Genomic DNA, 14,668 nt, shown 5'->3' with positions numbered 1-14,668 from the left:
CGACGAAGGACTGTATCGATTGAAACCGGAAAACCTGCTCGAGACACGTTGCTAAATAGGAATTCACGATGCATGACGAAACTGACGGGCGGGCGGCCGAAAGAAAAACTACGGGCGCTACTCGGTGACACCGAGTTGATCCATGAGAGATTGGGAGTCGAAGTACGCCCAGTTTTCCTGGATTTTGCCGTCCGAAATCACTGATTTCGATATTCCCTTGAATTCCACTTCACGGCCGGTCGACGGGATACCCTGCCATTCCCCCTCGTGTGTGCCCGCCACCGTCCACTCCCACATGGCGATGTCATCGCTGACGAGCATATCGTCTACGGTCAGCTCGAAATCGGGGAACGCCGTCTCCTGCTCGTGCTGCATCGCTTCGGCTGCGTCCCGGCCGTGGATCTCGTCGATTGGGAGATAAAATGTGAACGATTCAGAAAGCACGTTCAACTTCGAGAGATCTCCGTTCCGCAAGTCAAAGTAGTCATTCATGAGTTGTTCAACGTCTGGTGTTGTTGCTTTTGCCATGGTTGCCTCTCTGTAACGAGGAGCATCTGTCGATACGGGCACCGTTTGGGTGCGCCGATTTACGAAGAACGCTCACCAGTAATACGCCATGCCATATGTTAGCTATTTTCACAGTATGAATGATACATCGAGTGCCAAAAGGGGACAGGCCCCTTGGATCGCCGTTAGTCGTCGATACGAGCCTCCGTCCCGGCCATCAGCTCGAGTACCTGCATCACGCCGGAGTTGTCGTCTCGCCCCATATCGTTTTCGACCATCGTCTTGTACAGTTCGTGGGCGACCGACGTCTGGGGGATCGGCGCGCCGAACTCCTCGCCCGCCGCGGTTGCGATGCGGAGATCCTTGTACTGATATTCGGCGAAGAAGCCCGGGTCGAAGTCGCCCGTAATCATATTCGGCGCACGGTTGTCGAGCGTCCAACAACCCGCCGCGCCGCCGCTGATCGCGTCGACGACGGCCTCGAGGTCGGCCCCCGCTTTCTCCGCGAAGACGAGCGCCTCGCTGACGCCGACCATCTGTGCGGAGACGACGATCTGGTTGCAGGCTTTGGTCGTCTGGCCAGCCCCACTGGGGCCACAGTGGGTGACCGTCTCACCCATCGCCTCGAGTACCTCGCGGTGGGCTTCAAGCGTCGACTCCTCACCACCGACCATGATCGAGAGCGTGCCGTCGATCGCGCCCTGTTCGCCCCCGGAGATGGGTGCGTCGAGCATGCTGACCCCCTCCTTGGCCAGGCGGTCGGCGACGGCTTCCGCGACGGTCGGCGAGATGGTCGAGTGGTCGATCACCGTCATCCCCTCGCTCACGCCGTCGATGACGGGGTTCGCTTCGTTTCCCTCGCCGAGGACGATGTTCTCGACGTCGGGCGAGTCGGGGAGACACAGCAGGACGACGTCGCTCCGTTCCGCGACGCCCGCGGGCGAGCCACCGTCTTCGCCGCCGTACGCGACGAGTTCCGCAGTCGGGTCGCTCGAGCGGTTGTGCCCGACGACGTCGTGCCCTGCATCGATGAGGTTGCGAGCCATCGGTAGGCCCATGATTCCAAGTCCGATGAATCCGATCGTCTGTGCAGACATCCTAGCTGTGTGCTCAGGCCAGACAGACTAATAGGTATGTGTGGGGCTCGCGCGGTTGTCCGATGACGAGAATTCCTGGCGGAGCAGTCACGCCCCGAGGCCATCCAACTTACTCGTCGTCGACGCCGTGGCGCTCGTAGAACTCCTCGGGGGTGTCCTCGATGCGCTCGAACTCGGTGTCGAAGTAGTACTCGTGGTGACGCACGACCTGTTCGACGACCCAGGCGCTGAACTCCTCGTTGAAGCGCCACTCGTCCTCGAGTTCGGGTACCTCGAAGCGCTCGTCGGTCGAGAAGGCGGCGTAGACGTGGAAAAAGCCCAGGATGACGTCCGCGAAGTCCCTGGCTTTCTCGGCGCTCGACTCGCGTCGTTCCTCGAGTTCGACCTGGCCCTCCGGCGTGAGTTCGAAGTACTTCCTGTCGGGTTCGTCCTCGCGTTCGATCCGTTCAGCCCATCCCTTCTCCTCGAACTTGTACAGAATCGGGTAGACGGAGCCATACGATGGCTCCCAATGACCGCCGCTGATGTCGCGAATTTCTTTGAGAATCTCGTAGCCGTACCGCGGTTTCTCCTCGAGCAACTCGAGGACGAGATACGCGATAAGTCCTTTTGGCGGCCCACTTTTCCGCATGTTGTTCACGATTAAAACCGGCGTACATAAAGGGTTTCGGTCACGGAAATCCCCACGAGACGGCGTGACACGGACGCTTGCGGCGGTGGCTATCGACAGCCGTGACGTGCTAACGAAGGCCACACAACCAGTGTCTACTTGTCGTGTCCCGTTTGACACGTTCGTATGACCGAGGAGCCTCACTCGAGATCGTCCTCCAAAGCGGATCCCGAAACAGCGTCCGGGAGGGAGCCCAACGGGGTAAATACGAACGGGCGCGATGGCGTCCGGTCGAGCGACGTACACGACGTACACGACGAAAACAGCCTGGCGACGCTCGAGCCCGAACGCTACTACGACGAGTACGGACACGAAGAGTGGGAGCGCCTCGAGGCGACGCTCGGCGGCCACCTCGAGTTCGAGGGGACGACGGACTACCTCGCCCGGTACCTGCCCGAAACCGGCCACGTCCTCGATGCCGGTGGCGGTGCGGGTCGGTACGCGGTCTGGCTGGCCGAACGCGGATACGAGGTGACACTCGTCGACATCAGCGAACGTCAGTGTGAGATCGCTCGAGCGAAAGCCGACGAACACGGCGTCGACGACCGCGTCACGGTCGAGCGGGGCGACATCCGAAATCTTCCCTTTCGGGGAGACCTATTCGACGCCGTCTGCTGTACCGGTGGCCCGCTCTCACACATCGTCGAGGCAGCCGATCGGGAGCACGCGCTGTCGGAACTACGCCGGGTCGCTCGAGCCGACAGCCCGGTGTTCATCTCCGTGATGAGCCGGCTCGCCGTCTTACAAAATCTCGTCCGCAGTCCGGAGTACATCCCGGGCGTTGACGCGATTGCCGCCGACGGAACCTACGACCGTACCTTCGCCCGCGAATACGATCTCGAGTCTCCGGAGTTTACCGGCTGTCACTTCTTCCGGGCGGCTGAACTCGAGGCCGCCCTCGAAACCGCCGGCTTCGACGTCCAGGCGCTGGTCGGCCTCGAGGGAATCGCGACGAACGTCGGCGAGCGCCAGCCGCTCGAGGAACTCGAGGACGACCACGTCGAGGCGGTCACGGAGACGGTTCGCGCGCTCCGGACGGATCCCGCTGTCGTCGACTGGGCGAATCACATCCTGGCGGTGGCTCGAGTCTAAAACCTTAACTATAGTTTTCATACTGAGATACTATATAGTTTGTATCATAGTGTTAGATGCTCGTGTGGTGGTCGAGCGTGCTGTCAGTATCGGCCAATCGGGTGGAGTGACGTGATCGGCCGCCCCTCCGCCCAGTCTCACGAAGTTTTTCACGGATTACCCCGATGGCACGTGTATGCACGCCGTGACATTCACCGGCCACGGAGACACCGACGTCATCGAGTACGCCGAGGTTCCCGACCCAACGGTCGGTCCCGAGGACGTGCTGATCGACGTGAAAGCGGGCGCGCTCAACCACCTCGACGTCTGGGTTCGGCGCGGACTTCCCGGCCTCGACCTCGAGATGCCCCACGTCCCGGGCAGCGACGGCGCGGGCGTCGTCGTCGAAACCGGCGAAAACGTCACTCGTTTTTCGGAAGGGGACCACGTCGCGCTGTCGGCGGGCGTCTCCTGTGGCGAGTGTGAGTTCTGTCGGCGCGGCCAGTACCCGCTGTGTGTCTCCTACCACGTCGTCGGCGAACACGTCCCCGGCGTCCACGCCGAGTACGCCGCCGTCGACCAGGACAACCTGATCCCCGTTCCCGCGGACGTCGACTGGACGACCGCCGCCTCGAGCACCCTGGTCTTCCAGACGGCCTGGCGGATGCTCATTGACCGGGCCGACCTCTCGGCGAGCGAATCGGTGCTCGTCCTCGGGGCCAGCGGCGGCGTCGGCCACGCCGCCCTCCAGATCGCCGACTACGCCGGTGCGGAGGTGTACGCGACGGGCTCGAGCGAGGCGAAGCTTCGTTACGCCGAAGAGCACGGGGCCGACCACGTGGTCAACTACGAGGAGGAGAACTTCGCCGACTGGGTACGCGCCGAGACCGGCAAACGCGGGGTCGACGTCGTCGTCGACTACATCGGCGCTGGCACCTGGCAGGATTCGATCAAGAGCCTCGCCAAGGGCGGCCGGCTGGTCACCTGCGGGGGCACCGCAGGGCCGAGCCCACAGACTGACATCCCACGAATCTTCTGGAACCAGCTGACGATTCTGGGCTCGACGATGGCGACGCCCGGTCAGGTCGACGACGTAATGTCCCTCGTCTGGGACGGCACCTTCGAACCTGCGATCAGGGACGTCCTCCCAATGAGTGACACCGGCCGGGCACACGAGTTACTCGAGAACCGCGAGGGCTTCGGGAAGGTCGTCGTCGAGCCAGATAGCGAACTCGAGTGACGGAACGACTGGCGCGAGCGGAACCGCCGAAAAAAAAACGACCGAGTAAAACCGTGAGGGCTTTGCACACGCGCTCGTAACATCCGGGTGTGACCGCGAGCGACGACGCCGGCTATGTACACGATCCCGACGCGTTCGACGAGGACGGAAATCGTCGAGGCGACGAGGCGACTGACCGAACGGGCGACGACGACGCCTGGCTCGAGGAGCCGATCCACCCGGAGTCGATCGACAGGGAGTTCGGCCGCCGGGGCTGGATCCTCGTCGGGATGATCGTCCTCGCGTTTATCGTCGCCCCGGGTATGATCCTGTTGATCCCGCCGGATACGAGCTACCTGTTCGCGCTATTGATAATCCCGCTCGTTCCCGCAGTATTGCTCGCACTGACGGCGGTGTGGGCGACGACGCGGCCGTGATCTCGCTGCTGGTTTGAACGCGTTCGGTATCGGACTCGAGATTTGGTCAAATTCGGTCGGGTTCTGTTTGGCTCAAGACTGGGATGTAGATGTCCAATCGCCCTCGAGCCGGTGCCTACTCCGCGTCGACGAACGCCTCGTAAAACGACGGCGTGAGATGATGGCGTTCCCACTGCTCACGTGCCTCCTCGCCGATGAGCGACGCCCAGGCCATCAGGATGACGATGAAGAAGCTAAGGCCGGGGACGACGGCGAGGGCAGTCGTGACGATCGGTTCGAAGACGAAGAGGCCGACGAACCGCGAGATGAGTCCCGAGACGTCCGGACCGTACAGCGCCCAGCGAGCAGGAAACGGCGCGAGCACGACGATCACAAGCGGGTACGCCAGGGTGTTCAACACTGGCCCGCCGTAGCCCCGGACGAACGCCAGCGCGAAGTACGTCCAGGTGGCGACGCTGGCGGCCATCCCGCCGACGCGCTGGGCCTCGACGTTGGCCTCGAGCGCCAGCACCGAGAGGTCGCCGTAGACGGCGGCGACGGCACCGAAGTACGTAAGCAGGCAGACTCCGATGCCCCCACCCACCGTAAGCGCGTGACCGAGGCGCGACTGGGTGGCGAACGGGTCGAGACCGAGCGGTCGGTTCATCGCGTGTCGCTCGAGCAGAGGCAGGGCTGACTGTTCAACGTTGTGTTCCCTTCGGAACGAAAAACGGATTCGAAGACGACGTCAGTCGTCCGCCACCTCGAGCGCCGCCGGGGTCTCGAGCCCCAGCGCACCCTCGAGCGTGCGGACGGGGTAGGGGATGTCGATGCCCTCCTCGTCGAATCGCTCTTTCACCGACTGGACGTACTCCCCGCGGATCCGGACGAAGTCGGCCCGGGAGGGGTTGGCGATCCAGAAGCGCGACTGGAGGCCGACGTCGGAGTCGCCGAGTTCGGTCAGCCGGACGCTCGGTGCAGGGTCTTCCATGATGTCGGGGTGGCGCTTGGCTTCCTCGATGATGATGTCGGTGGCTTGCTGGATGTCGTCGTCGTACCCGATACCGAAGACGAACTTCTGCCGGAGCCTGTCGGCGTCGACGGGGTTCATGAGGACGCCGCCGGTGAGTTCACTGTTCGGGACGGTCAGCAGTTCGTTGTCGAACGTGCGGACGCGGGTGACCCGCAGGCTGATGTCCTCGACGATACCCGAGTAATCACCGTTGTCCCACTCGATCCAGTCCCCAATGCGAAACGGTCGGTCGGTGTAGATGAACACGCCAGCGACGAAGTTCGAGATCACGCTTTGCATGGCAAACCCAACTGCGAGCGCCCCGGCGGCGGCGATGCCGGCCATCGACACGAGGAAGTTCCCATAATCGGCAGCCCCGAACGCGATCGCGATGGCGACGAACGCAATCGCGAACCGAGTGATCATCAACAGCGGTTTCTGGGCGTGTCGATCGAGTTCGCGCCGATCGAGCGCCCGCTTGACGAGCGCCCCGACGACGAGTCGGCCAACGATCCAGAGGAAGAGAAACGCGAGAACGAAGATGATCGCGCTCTCGAGCGTACTCGCCAGGGCGTCACCGACGAGGGATTCGAGCTGATCACCGAGAAAACCGAGGTCGTCCCCGTCGGCCTGCAAGGGAACCCCAATCATCGATAGATCACTGCGGTGTGTCCACGGGTCTCGATGAGCTGGCCGTTGACGCGGTCAGCGAGGTCGGCCGCTTTCTCCTCGGTCGGATCGCCCGCTCGAGCCGCCCGGAGGAACTTGACCTTGATCAGGTTCTCGTTCGCGAGCTGGTCGTTCAGTTCGTCGACGACCGAGTCGATCCCGCCCTTGCCGACCCACACGGTGACGTCGAGGTCGTGTGCGCGGCGCTTGAGCTCTTGTTCGTCCATACCGCGGGATATGGCCGCCGTCCGTTTCAATGTTCCCGAATACGTTGGGGTGAAAGAGACAAAAGCGGCGGCGAGAACCAGATACAGTGGCGTCTCGAGTCGCGTTGTACAGCCGTCACCCGTCGTGTCGGTCGTAGGGATAACGGGCGTGGTGACCGCAGTCGCAGGTAACGACGACGTGGCCGTTCTGGAGGCGGACTCGAGCGTTCACGCCGGGCCGGAGGTAGGCGTCGCAGGCGTCACACGTGAAGCGTTTGAACGTCCGCGGGAGCGCCAGCCGGTTTCGCTCGGCAACGCGACGCGCCAGCCTGACGTACGCTTTCGCCCGTTCGTCCTCGCCGTCGGCAGCCGCCGCTCGAGCCAGCTCGTGGAGGCGGTCGATGCGTTCGGCGGCGACGCTCATCACATCGCTGTTACTGGGGGTCGCCTATTGCTGTTGTGTTTGAGACGTACCCGTAAACAACGCCGTTGTGCCAGATCTAACCGGTACGACTTTCCCGGTTGTGTCAGTCGATACGACCAACCCGTGCGCGTACTCACCTACCTGGAACTCGAGAGAGCGCTCCAGCGAAGCGGCATCGGGACGGCCGCCGCCCAGCAGCGGCGGGCGCTGACTCGGCTTCGAGAGCGAGCGAGAGCCGACGGCGGTGACGACGAGTTGCCCGTCGACCCGGTCGACCTTGAGGTCTGTACAGATCCGTGGGGTGGCTCGCTCGCCGGCGTTCCCGTCAGGCTGTTCCGTGACTCACTGCCCATCGCCGTCCACGACGTCGTCCACTGCAACGCTATTGGCCCCGGTTCGCTTGCCGTCGCTCGATACGCCAACCGCCACGGCATCCCGCTCGTCCTCCACGCACACGTCACTCGCGAGGACTTCCGGGGAAGCTTTCGTGGCTCGAACACGCTCGCCGGGCCGCTCGGACGCTATCTCCGCTATATGTACTCCCGGGCCGACCTCGTCTGCTGTCCCAGCGAGCAGACGAAACGCCACCTCGAGGCCTACCCGGTCGACGCCCCCATCGAACCGATCACGAACGGGGTCGACCACGCCTCGCTCGAGGGAGTCGATCGCCTTCGAGAACCGGCGCGCGATCGGTTCAGCCTCGCGGCGGACGACCTGGTCGTCTTCGCCGTCGGCAACGTGTTCGAGCGTAAGGGGCTCTCGACGTTTTGCCGTCTCGCCGTACGGATGCCCTACGAGTTCGTCTGGTTCGGCCCCTATGACAGCGGCCCCCAGGCGAGCCCTGTTGTTCGCCACTGGACAGAAAATCCACCCCCGAACGTGACGTTCACCGGCTGGGTCGACGACAAACGCGAGGCGTTCGCCGCCGGCGACGTCTTTCTGTTTCCGACCCACGCCGAGAACCAGGGGATCGCCGTCCTCGAGGCGATGGCCTGCGGGAAGGCCGTCGTCCTCCGCGACCTCCCCGTCTTCCGGGAGTTCTACACCGACGGCGTCGACTGCCTGTTCTGCTCGAGCGAACGCGAGTTCCGGGGCGCCCTCGAGCGGCTGGCGGCAAACCCGGGGCTGCGAGAACGTCTCGGCGAAGCCGCCCAGGAAACCGCTGCCGAACACCGCCTCGAACGCGTCGGCGAGCGGCTGCTCGAGGTATATGACCGCGCAATCGACGAACACGGTCGGTGAGGTTGCCGCGAACCGTTCGGGTGGCGATTCGCCGACCGATGGCGCAATACTGTTATACGGCTACCGGTGAAGTAACGCAGAGAACGTGACCACAACCGGGCCAAGCGAGGCAGAGTTCGAGCGTAGCGTAGCGGAGCCATCGACTAGAAACGCGGGAAGGGTCGATCGCCGCTCCATGCTCGCAGCGACGGCAACCGGACTTACACTCGGCCTCAGCGGCTGCATACGCGAATTTCGAACGGCAGTCAACCGAAATCGACTCGACCAACTCTCGCTCTCGATCACGACCCAGCCGGCTGACGGCGACCGACAGGCGATCCAGATCGTTCGCCGCCTCGCCGACCACCTCGAGACCGTCGGCATCGACACCTCGATTCGCCTTCGTTCCTCCGAGGAGTTCCGCCGAGAGACGCTCATCAATCACGACTTCGACCTCTACGTCGGTCGTCACCCGGGCGGCAGCGATCCGGATTTCCTGTACGAAGCGCTGTACTCACGGTACGCAGAAGAAGCGGGCTGGCAGAATCCGTTCGGGGTCGCGGACACGACAGTCGATCGGCTGCTCGACCGTCAGCGAGTGACCGATGGCGAGGAGCGACGCGACGCCGTCGAAGAACTGCTCGAGTACGTGGCCCTGGAGCAACCGTTCGTCCCCATCTGTCGATTCGAAGAGGTTCGCCTGGCCCGAACCACCCGCTTCGACGGCTGGAACGAACACGCCCTGGCGACCCGACTTGGCTATCTCGACCTCGAGCCAGGAACCGAGGCCGATCCGGACGAGCCGGGACGCCTCCGTGGGACGGTCATTTACGCGAGCCCGTCTGAAAACGTCAACCCGCTCACCGTCGAGTATCGCTACCAGCCGGTGATCATGGAGTTGCTGTACGACTCCCTTGCCACACCGGATCCGGAGACCGACGAGTTGGTGCCGTGGCTGGCGAGTGAGTGGACGTACCAGGACGGCCGCCTCGAAATGACGATCAGGGACGACCATACGTTCCACGACGGCGAGCCGGTAACGGCGGACGACGTCGAATTTACGTACCGGTTCCTCGCAGACACCGCGATGGGGCAGACCGACGTTCCCGCGCCGTCCCCACACTATCGCGGGCTCGCGTCAGCCATCGACGCGGACGCGATCGAGACGCCGGACAACCACACGATCGCCGCCGAGGTCGACGCCGCCGAAGCCGTCGTCGAGCGAGCGTTGACCGTCCCGATCCTCCCCCAGCACATCTGGGAACCCCGAGCGGATCCGGCACACGTTCGCGGCGTTCGGGTGGCCCAGGACGCCACGGAGGCACTCGTCGTCGACAACGTGCCGGCGATCGGCAGCGGCCCGTTCCGGTTCGACGAACGCGTCGAGCGCGAACACCTGAGCCTCGAGCGCTTCGACGACCACTTCACGACCAGACCGGATGTCGACCTCCCGGCAGCAACGGCCACCTCCTTTCGTGCCCAGATCGATCCCCGAAGCCCGTCCGCGATCGCGCTCATCGAAAACGACGACGCCGACGTTACGATCTCGCCCCTCGAGGCCTACGCGCTCGGCGACCTCGAGGACACCGACGAACTCCGTCGGTTGCAAACGACGTCACAGGAGTTCTACCACCTGGGATTCAACGTCCGTCGTGGCCCATGTAGCAACCCGTACTTCCGCCAGGCGGTTGCCAGACTGATCGATAAGGCCTGGGCCGCCGAAACGGTGTTCGAGGGGTACGCTACGCCCATCGCGACCCCCGTTTTCGACGAGTGGATGCCACAATCGCTCGCGTTCGAGGACGGTGACCCGGTCGTGCCGTTTCACGGAACTGGCGGCGAACTGGACGCGGCGGCCGCCAGATCGGGGTTCGAGGAGGCCGGGTATCGGTACGACGGTGAGACGCTGGTGGTGAGGTCCTGATGCTGGTCGACGTGCTCGTTCGGCTGGCGATCATCGTTACGACCCTGATCGTGCTCTCGACGGCCCTCTTCGTCGGCCGTCAGCGACTGGTTCGAACGCTCCGTGAGTGGCCAGGCCGTCTGAAGGCGATGGCTCCCGTGACGGTCGTGCTCGTCACGGTGTTGCTGTTCAACAGCGTTGCCAGGCAGAACCTCCCCGACGTCTCTTGGCTCATCGACTGGGAGATAACCCAACCGGTCATCTACGACATCGAAGGGGACTTCATCCTCTTTCTGCAGGCACAGGCGACGCCGGAACTCACGGCGTACTTCTCGTTCATCTACATCTACGGCTACATCTTCTTGCTCATCTTCCCGGTCGTCGCGTATTTTATGCTCCCGAACACGCGCCCGTTGCGGGAGCTACTGACCGCCTACACGCTCAACTACACGCTCGGCCTCGTCTGTTATGCGATCATCATCGCCTACGGCCCCCGGAACCTGATGCCCGAACTCATCGACGCCTTGCTGTACGACACGTATCCACGGTACCAGCACCTGACCAGGCAGGTCAACCGCAACACCAACGTCTTCCCGTCGCTGCACACTTCGCTAGCAGTAACGGTCACACTACTATCGTATCGAACTCGCGACATCTACCGCGGCTGGTTCTGGCTCGCAGCCTGGCTCGGCATCAGCGTCTGTATCTCGACGATGTACCTCGGCATTCACTGGGCAACCGACGTCGTCGCCGGGATCGCCCTCGCCTGGATCTCGGTCACCCTCTCGAAGTATCTCGTCGGTCGCTGGTCGGTCTACGACGCCATCGGAAACGGAGCCGTCCTCGAGCGGATCCCTGGCGCAACCCGCGTTCGGTCGTACGTCCGCCGAGACTGAGCACGTCGTCGCTAGCGCCGGTCAGCGACGAACGACCGACTTAAGCCGCTGAGCCGAAAGTCGCCAGACGAGCAACGATGGTCGACCAGGTCGCCGCATTCACCGATACGTACCTGCCGACGGTCAACGGCGTCACCTACACCGTCAGTACCTGGCAGGAACGCTTTCACCGCCTGGGCGGCCAGATGGCGGTTGTCTTCCCCGACGGCGACTACGACCCCGGCGACCTCGAGTTTCCGGTCAGGAGCCTTCCGTTTCCGTTCTACGACGGGTTCCGCCTCGGCCAGCCGACCGTTCCGAACGGGCTCTCGAGGCCCGACGTGGTGCACGCGCACACGCCGTTCGCACTCGGGCTGGCCGGGAGTCGTTACGCACGAACGCAGGATATCCCGCTGGTCGCGAGCTACCACACGCCGGCCGCGGAGTACGCCGGCTACGTCACACCCCGGGGTCGTCTCACACGCCTGCTGCAAACCGCGGCTACGGCGTACGAACGGTGGTTCTACGATCGGGCAGACCTCGTCATCGCCCCCTCGAGGGCCGCCCGAGAGCACGTCCGCGAGCGGGTCGGCATCTCCACGCCGGTGGCGGTCGTCTCCAACGGCGTCGACCTCGAGCGGTTTCGACCGGTACCCGAGGAAGCGGGGTCGTTTCGAGCGCACCACGGACTCGAGTCAGCAAACGACCGGCTCCTGATCGGCTACACTGGCCGCCACGGCCACGAAAAGTGTCTCGAGGAACTGATCGACGCCGTGGCCGGGTTCGGCGGTGCGGTCGAATCCCGGGCGGTGACCCTCGTCCTCGCCGGCGACGGCCCCGCCCGTCCCGCACTCGAACGACGCGCCGCCGCCCGTGGCGTCGACGCCCGGTTTCTCGGCTTCCTCGAGCGGTCGGAACTGCCGGCGTTTTACGCCAGCCTCGACGCCTTCGCCTTCCCAAGCCCGGTCGAAACCCAAGGGCTGGTGGCCCTCGAATCGATCGCCACGGGAACGCCCGTCGTCGCCGTCGATGCGGGCGCGCTCACCGAGACAGTCGAGGATGGCGTCACCGGGATCCACTACGAGCGAGGCGACCTCGAGTCGTTCAGGGACGGGATTCGGGCCGTGCTCGAGCACCGAGAGCAGCTGGCGGCGAACTGCCTCGAGCGACGGGAGGCGCTCGGGGTGGATCGATCGATCGATCGGGTGCGGGAATTGTACGAGTCGCTGCTCGAGTGAGGGTCAGTTGTACGAGTCGCTACTCGAGTGGGGGTGTCGGCACTCGATAGAGGCTTGAGTGATCGGATCAGGAGTCGACACTGATCGTAGGATGACGGCACGTGCGAAAAAACGGAAAACGGCGGAAAGTAGCCTGTGAGCGATTCTCAGTCGTCCTCGAGCGCGTCTGCGATCCGGTTGAGTGCACGGGTCTGGTCGCGCAGTTCGTCCCGAACCTGTCGAACTTCGCGGACGAGTTCCTCGTTTCCGACGCCGGAGTCGCCGCCTGGGCCTGCACCCGGGCCGCCTGGGCCACCACCCATCATGCCGCCCATCATCTGGGCCAGCGGGTTACCACCACCCATGCCTCCCGGGCCGCCGCCACCGCCGAACGGGCTCTCCGGCGGCCCCTCACCCTCTTCGGCTTCCGCTTCGCGTTTTTCGCGGATCTCCTCGACGCGCTCGCGGAAGGATTTCTCCTCGCTCTCCTCACCGGCTTCCTCGCCAGCGTCGGCGTCGTTGTCGTGTTCGTCTGCCATACCCGAAGTTCTCGAGCAGGTCGGAAAAGGATTGTTATCTCGGGAGTTACAGTCGCGCAGGACAACAGTTAGGAGCGCTGACTGCGCACACCGGCTATGGCGTGGACGACACTGTCGGTGATCGACGTACTCGACGTGAGCGACGAGCTGTTGCTGGCCGCGCTCGTCCTCGCGATCGCGCTCGTGTTCGTCTTGAGTGTGCTCGGACTGGTGCTCGCACTGTTGCGATAGCTCGAGTGATCACGAGAACGAGCCCAGCGACGACTGGAGCCGACGCGTCGACTCCGGCCCCGCCTCCTCGAGTTCGTACCCGACCAGATCGCGCATGTCGACCGCGTAGGTCGTCCCGCCGCGCTCGAGCACCAGCAGCCGGCCTTTCGTCCCCACGACGGTGCCCGTGGCCATGACTTCCCGAACCGGCTGGCGCTCGAGGTCGAGTTCCCACTCGAAGTCGACCCGGTCGAGGACGTCGAACGCCTCGCGTGCGAGGAGGGACTCCCAGGCGTCGTCGACGGTCGCCGCCAGACTCTCGAGTTTCGCGTCGGTTCGAACTCGATCGACGAGTCCGTGTTCCCGGGCGATGTCGGCCTCGAGTTCGCGAGCGATCCGGCCGTTCGAGACGGTGTGGACGTGCGCCGCCCGATCGGCACCCTGCTCTCTGAGGCGGGTCTCGAGTCGCCAACTCCGGGTGACCCCGACCTTGAACGTATCCGGGGCGAACGCTGCGAGGTAGACCGCGTGTTCCTCGTAACAGTCCATCTCGTCTTTCAGGCAGGTACCCGTACAGCGAGCGCAGACCCACGTGGTGGTGTGGTACGAGCAGTACGGTGCAGTTGGGCGGTCGCAGGGATGGTGGACGTCCCCCTCGAGCGATCCGGCGCACTGGCGATCGCCCAGGGTGTACTCGAGCGTGGTGCCGGGCTCGAGGGGAAGCCGAGTCACAGATGTGGGCGTCCCGTTCGCGTCGCTGAGCACCAGCGCGGCCGCCTTGAGGTAGCTCGCTGAAGCGGGGAGGCGCGAGTCCGGCGTTCTATCGGCTCCAAGCTCGCTGTCGGTTCGGCTCTCGACAGTGTTCGCTCCCGACCCATCAACGTTCGCTCCCGACCTATCAGCGTTCGCGTCCGGCCGGCGGGGTTCGTACCCGACTACGTACACACCCATCTTTCGAATCCGGGATAGAAAGTCGTGACGTTCGACCTCCCACCGCCATTATTTCGTCTCCAGCGCAAGGAATATAGGGTCGTCGGACGAACGGAGAGCTATGACACTCGAGGGCACACTCGACGTCTCGGTCACCGACGGCGTCCCGACGTTCTCGCTGGTGGTGGAGAATACGGGTAGTGAGCCGGTCACGTTCCAGTTTCGAAACGGCTGCAAGGCGGACTTCGCCGTCGAATCCGACGGCGAGGAACGCTGGCGGTTCACCGACACCCGTATGTTCACCCAGGTGCTCTCCAGCCAGGAGCTCGTCGCCGGCGAGACGGCCACCTACGAGGCACAGGGCGACCAACTCGAGTCCGGCGAGTACACCGCCGTCGGCGAGTTAAACGCGAACAATCACGACTGTACGGCGCGGACGCCTTTCTCGGTCTAGGCGATTCGGCGTCACGTGCTCGAGACGA

18 protein-coding genes are annotated in these 14,668 nt (G+C 64.0%); 9 read left to right on the top strand and 9 right to left on the bottom strand.

Annotated features, from left to right (window positions below; translation table 11 throughout):
- Positions 1 to 117: 117 nt before the first annotated feature.
- The 3 genes from NGM68_RS03040 to NGM68_RS03030 all read right to left on the bottom strand — a co-directional run bounded on the left by NGM68_RS03040 (position 118) and on the right by NGM68_RS03030 (position 2,235).
- Positions 118 to 528, bottom strand: coding sequence for an ester cyclase (locus NGM68_RS03040; RefSeq protein WP_252700177.1), 411 nt, complete (start codon positions 526 to 528; stop codon positions 118 to 120).
- A 164-nt stretch (positions 529 to 692) separates the two neighbouring features.
- Positions 693 to 1,604, bottom strand: a complete 912-nt coding sequence (locus NGM68_RS03035) for an NAD(P)-dependent oxidoreductase (RefSeq protein WP_252700176.1) — start codon at positions 1,602 to 1,604, stop codon at positions 693 to 695.
- Positions 1,605 to 1,713: 109 nt separating this feature from the next.
- Positions 1,714 to 2,235, bottom strand: a complete 522-nt coding sequence (locus tag NGM68_RS03030) for a PadR family transcriptional regulator (RefSeq protein WP_252700175.1) — start codon at positions 2,233 to 2,235, stop codon at positions 1,714 to 1,716.
- Positions 2,236 to 2,400: 165 nt separating this feature from the next.
- On the opposite strand from NGM68_RS03030, the gene NGM68_RS03025 reads away from it, so the two are divergent.
- The 3 genes from NGM68_RS03025 (at position 2,401) to NGM68_RS03015 (ending at position 5,001) form a co-directional block, all read left to right on the top strand.
- Positions 2,401 to 3,366: a class I SAM-dependent methyltransferase gene (locus NGM68_RS03025; RefSeq protein ID WP_252700174.1), complete on the top strand. Its 966-nt coding sequence runs from the start codon at positions 2,401 to 2,403 to the stop codon at positions 3,364 to 3,366.
- A gap of 175 nt (positions 3,367 to 3,541) precedes the next feature.
- Positions 3,542 to 4,585 carry a zinc-binding dehydrogenase gene (locus NGM68_RS03020; protein ID WP_252700173.1) on the top strand — a complete coding sequence of 348 codons (1,044 nt, stop codon included), beginning with the start codon at positions 3,542 to 3,544 and terminating at the stop codon, positions 4,583 to 4,585.
- An 89-nt stretch (positions 4,586 to 4,674) separates the two neighbouring features.
- Positions 4,675 to 5,001 (top strand): DUF7977 family protein, encoded by a 327-nt coding sequence (locus NGM68_RS03015; protein ID WP_252700172.1) that lies wholly within the window; start codon positions 4,675 to 4,677, stop codon positions 4,999 to 5,001.
- A 115-nt stretch (positions 5,002 to 5,116) separates the two neighbouring features.
- Here the strand turns inward: NGM68_RS03015 and NGM68_RS03010 are convergent, their stop codons facing one another.
- The 4 genes from NGM68_RS03010 to NGM68_RS02995 form a co-directional block, all read right to left on the bottom strand.
- The gene (locus tag NGM68_RS03010) at positions 5,117 to 5,647 is read right to left on the bottom strand and encodes a hypothetical protein (protein WP_252700171.1); all 531 of its coding nucleotides are present in this window, start codon (positions 5,645 to 5,647) and stop codon (positions 5,117 to 5,119) included.
- An 81-nt stretch (positions 5,648 to 5,728) separates the two neighbouring features.
- Complete coding sequence (locus NGM68_RS03005; RefSeq protein ID WP_252700170.1) at positions 5,729 to 6,643, bottom strand: mechanosensitive ion channel family protein; 915 nt, start codon at positions 6,641 to 6,643, stop codon at positions 5,729 to 5,731.
- Positions 6,640 to 6,888 carry a YhbY family RNA-binding protein gene (locus tag NGM68_RS03000; protein WP_252700169.1) on the bottom strand — a complete coding sequence of 83 codons (249 nt, stop codon included), beginning with the start codon at positions 6,886 to 6,888 and terminating at the stop codon, positions 6,640 to 6,642. The genes NGM68_RS03005 and NGM68_RS03000 overlap by 4 nt, the downstream gene beginning before the upstream one ends.
- A 115-nt stretch (positions 6,889 to 7,003) precedes the next feature.
- Entirely contained in the window at positions 7,004 to 7,291 is a 288-nt protein-coding gene (locus NGM68_RS02995; RefSeq protein WP_252700168.1) for a ribonuclease P protein component 4, read from the bottom strand.
- 123 nt (positions 7,292 to 7,414) lie between these two features.
- On the opposite strand from NGM68_RS02995, the gene NGM68_RS02990 reads away from it, so the two are divergent.
- The 4 genes from NGM68_RS02990 to NGM68_RS02975 all read left to right on the top strand — a co-directional run bounded on the left by NGM68_RS02990 (position 7,415) and on the right by NGM68_RS02975 (position 12,528).
- The gene (locus NGM68_RS02990) at positions 7,415 to 8,533 is read left to right on the top strand and encodes a glycosyltransferase family 4 protein (RefSeq protein WP_252700167.1); all 1,119 of its coding nucleotides are present in this window, start codon (positions 7,415 to 7,417) and stop codon (positions 8,531 to 8,533) included.
- Positions 8,534 to 8,708: 175 nt separating this feature from the next.
- Positions 8,709 to 10,436, top strand: a complete 1,728-nt coding sequence (locus tag NGM68_RS02985; protein WP_252700166.1) for an ABC transporter substrate-binding protein — start codon at positions 8,709 to 8,711, stop codon at positions 10,434 to 10,436.
- Positions 10,436 to 11,311, top strand: a complete 876-nt coding sequence (locus tag NGM68_RS02980) for a phosphatase PAP2 family protein (protein ID WP_252700165.1) — start codon at positions 10,436 to 10,438, stop codon at positions 11,309 to 11,311. Before NGM68_RS02985 ends, NGM68_RS02980 begins: the two co-directional genes overlap by 1 nt.
- 77 nt (positions 11,312 to 11,388) lie before the next feature.
- On the top strand, positions 11,389 to 12,528 hold the full coding sequence (locus tag NGM68_RS02975) for a glycosyltransferase (protein WP_252700164.1): 1,140 nt from the start codon (positions 11,389 to 11,391) through the stop codon (positions 12,526 to 12,528).
- Between the two features lie 146 nt (positions 12,529 to 12,674).
- On the opposite strand, the gene NGM68_RS02970 is transcribed toward NGM68_RS02975, so the two are convergent.
- Positions 12,675 to 13,046: a hypothetical protein gene (locus NGM68_RS02970; protein WP_252700163.1), complete on the bottom strand. Its 372-nt coding sequence runs from the start codon at positions 13,044 to 13,046 to the stop codon at positions 12,675 to 12,677.
- A 96-nt stretch (positions 13,047 to 13,142) separates the two neighbouring features.
- Between NGM68_RS02970 and NGM68_RS18155 the strand changes: the two genes are divergently transcribed.
- Entirely contained in the window at positions 13,143 to 13,277 is a 135-nt protein-coding gene (locus NGM68_RS18155; RefSeq protein ID WP_256469925.1) for a hypothetical protein, read from the top strand.
- 9 nt (positions 13,278 to 13,286) lie between these two features.
- On the opposite strand, the gene NGM68_RS02965 is transcribed toward NGM68_RS18155, so the two are convergent.
- A complete protein-coding gene (locus NGM68_RS02965) occupies positions 13,287 to 14,024 on the bottom strand; it encodes a DUF2797 domain-containing protein (protein WP_425493611.1) in 738 nt (245 codons plus the stop codon).
- Between the two features lie 283 nt (positions 14,025 to 14,307).
- Between NGM68_RS02965 and NGM68_RS02960 the strand changes: the two genes are divergently transcribed.
- Positions 14,308 to 14,640 (top strand): BsuPI-related putative proteinase inhibitor, encoded by a 333-nt coding sequence (locus tag NGM68_RS02960; protein WP_252700162.1) that lies wholly within the window; start codon positions 14,308 to 14,310, stop codon positions 14,638 to 14,640.
- The last annotated feature ends 28 nt before the right edge of the window (positions 14,641 to 14,668 follow it).

Source organism: Natronosalvus vescus, assembly GCF_023973145.1.
In the GTDB taxonomy this organism is placed as follows: domain Archaea; phylum Halobacteriota; class Halobacteria; order Halobacteriales; family Natrialbaceae; genus Natronosalvus; species Natronosalvus vescus.
This window is presented reverse-complemented; position numbering and strand designations above follow the sequence as displayed.

Bases quoted from the DNA above. Each gene is read 5' to 3' on its own strand.
- NGM68_RS03040 (WP_252700177.1), bottom strand. From the start codon at position 528: ATGGCAAAAGCAACAACACCAGACGTTGAACAACTCATGAATGACTAC.
- NGM68_RS03035 (WP_252700176.1), bottom strand. From the start codon at position 1,604: ATGTCTGCACAGACGATCGGATTCATCGGACTTGGAATCATGGGCCTA.
- NGM68_RS03030 (WP_252700175.1), bottom strand. From the start codon at position 2,235: ATGCGGAAAAGTGGGCCGCCAAAAGGACTTATCGCGTATCTCGTCCTC.
- NGM68_RS03025 (WP_252700174.1), top strand. From the start codon at position 2,401: ATGACCGAGGAGCCTCACTCGAGATCGTCCTCCAAAGCGGATCCCGAA.
- NGM68_RS03020 (WP_252700173.1), top strand. From the start codon at position 3,542: ATGCACGCCGTGACATTCACCGGCCACGGAGACACCGACGTCATCGAG.
- NGM68_RS03010 (WP_252700171.1), bottom strand. From the start codon at position 5,647: ATGAACCGACCGCTCGGTCTCGACCCGTTCGCCACCCAGTCGCGCCTC.
- NGM68_RS03005 (WP_252700170.1), bottom strand. From the start codon at position 6,643: ATGATTGGGGTTCCCTTGCAGGCCGACGGGGACGACCTCGGTTTTCTC.
- NGM68_RS03000 (WP_252700169.1), bottom strand. From the start codon at position 6,888: ATGGACGAACAAGAGCTCAAGCGCCGCGCACACGACCTCGACGTCACC.
- NGM68_RS02995 (WP_252700168.1), bottom strand. From the start codon at position 7,291: ATGAGCGTCGCCGCCGAACGCATCGACCGCCTCCACGAGCTGGCTCGA.
- NGM68_RS02985 (WP_252700166.1), top strand. From the start codon at position 8,709: ATGCTCGCAGCGACGGCAACCGGACTTACACTCGGCCTCAGCGGCTGC.
- NGM68_RS02980 (WP_252700165.1), top strand. From the start codon at position 10,436: ATGCTGGTCGACGTGCTCGTTCGGCTGGCGATCATCGTTACGACCCTG.
- NGM68_RS02975 (WP_252700164.1), top strand. From the start codon at position 11,389: ATGGTCGACCAGGTCGCCGCATTCACCGATACGTACCTGCCGACGGTC.
- NGM68_RS02970 (WP_252700163.1), bottom strand. From the start codon at position 13,046: ATGGCAGACGAACACGACAACGACGCCGACGCTGGCGAGGAAGCCGGT.
- NGM68_RS18155 (WP_256469925.1), top strand. From the start codon at position 13,143: ATGGCGTGGACGACACTGTCGGTGATCGACGTACTCGACGTGAGCGAC.
- NGM68_RS02960 (WP_252700162.1), top strand. From the start codon at position 14,308: ATGACACTCGAGGGCACACTCGACGTCTCGGTCACCGACGGCGTCCCG.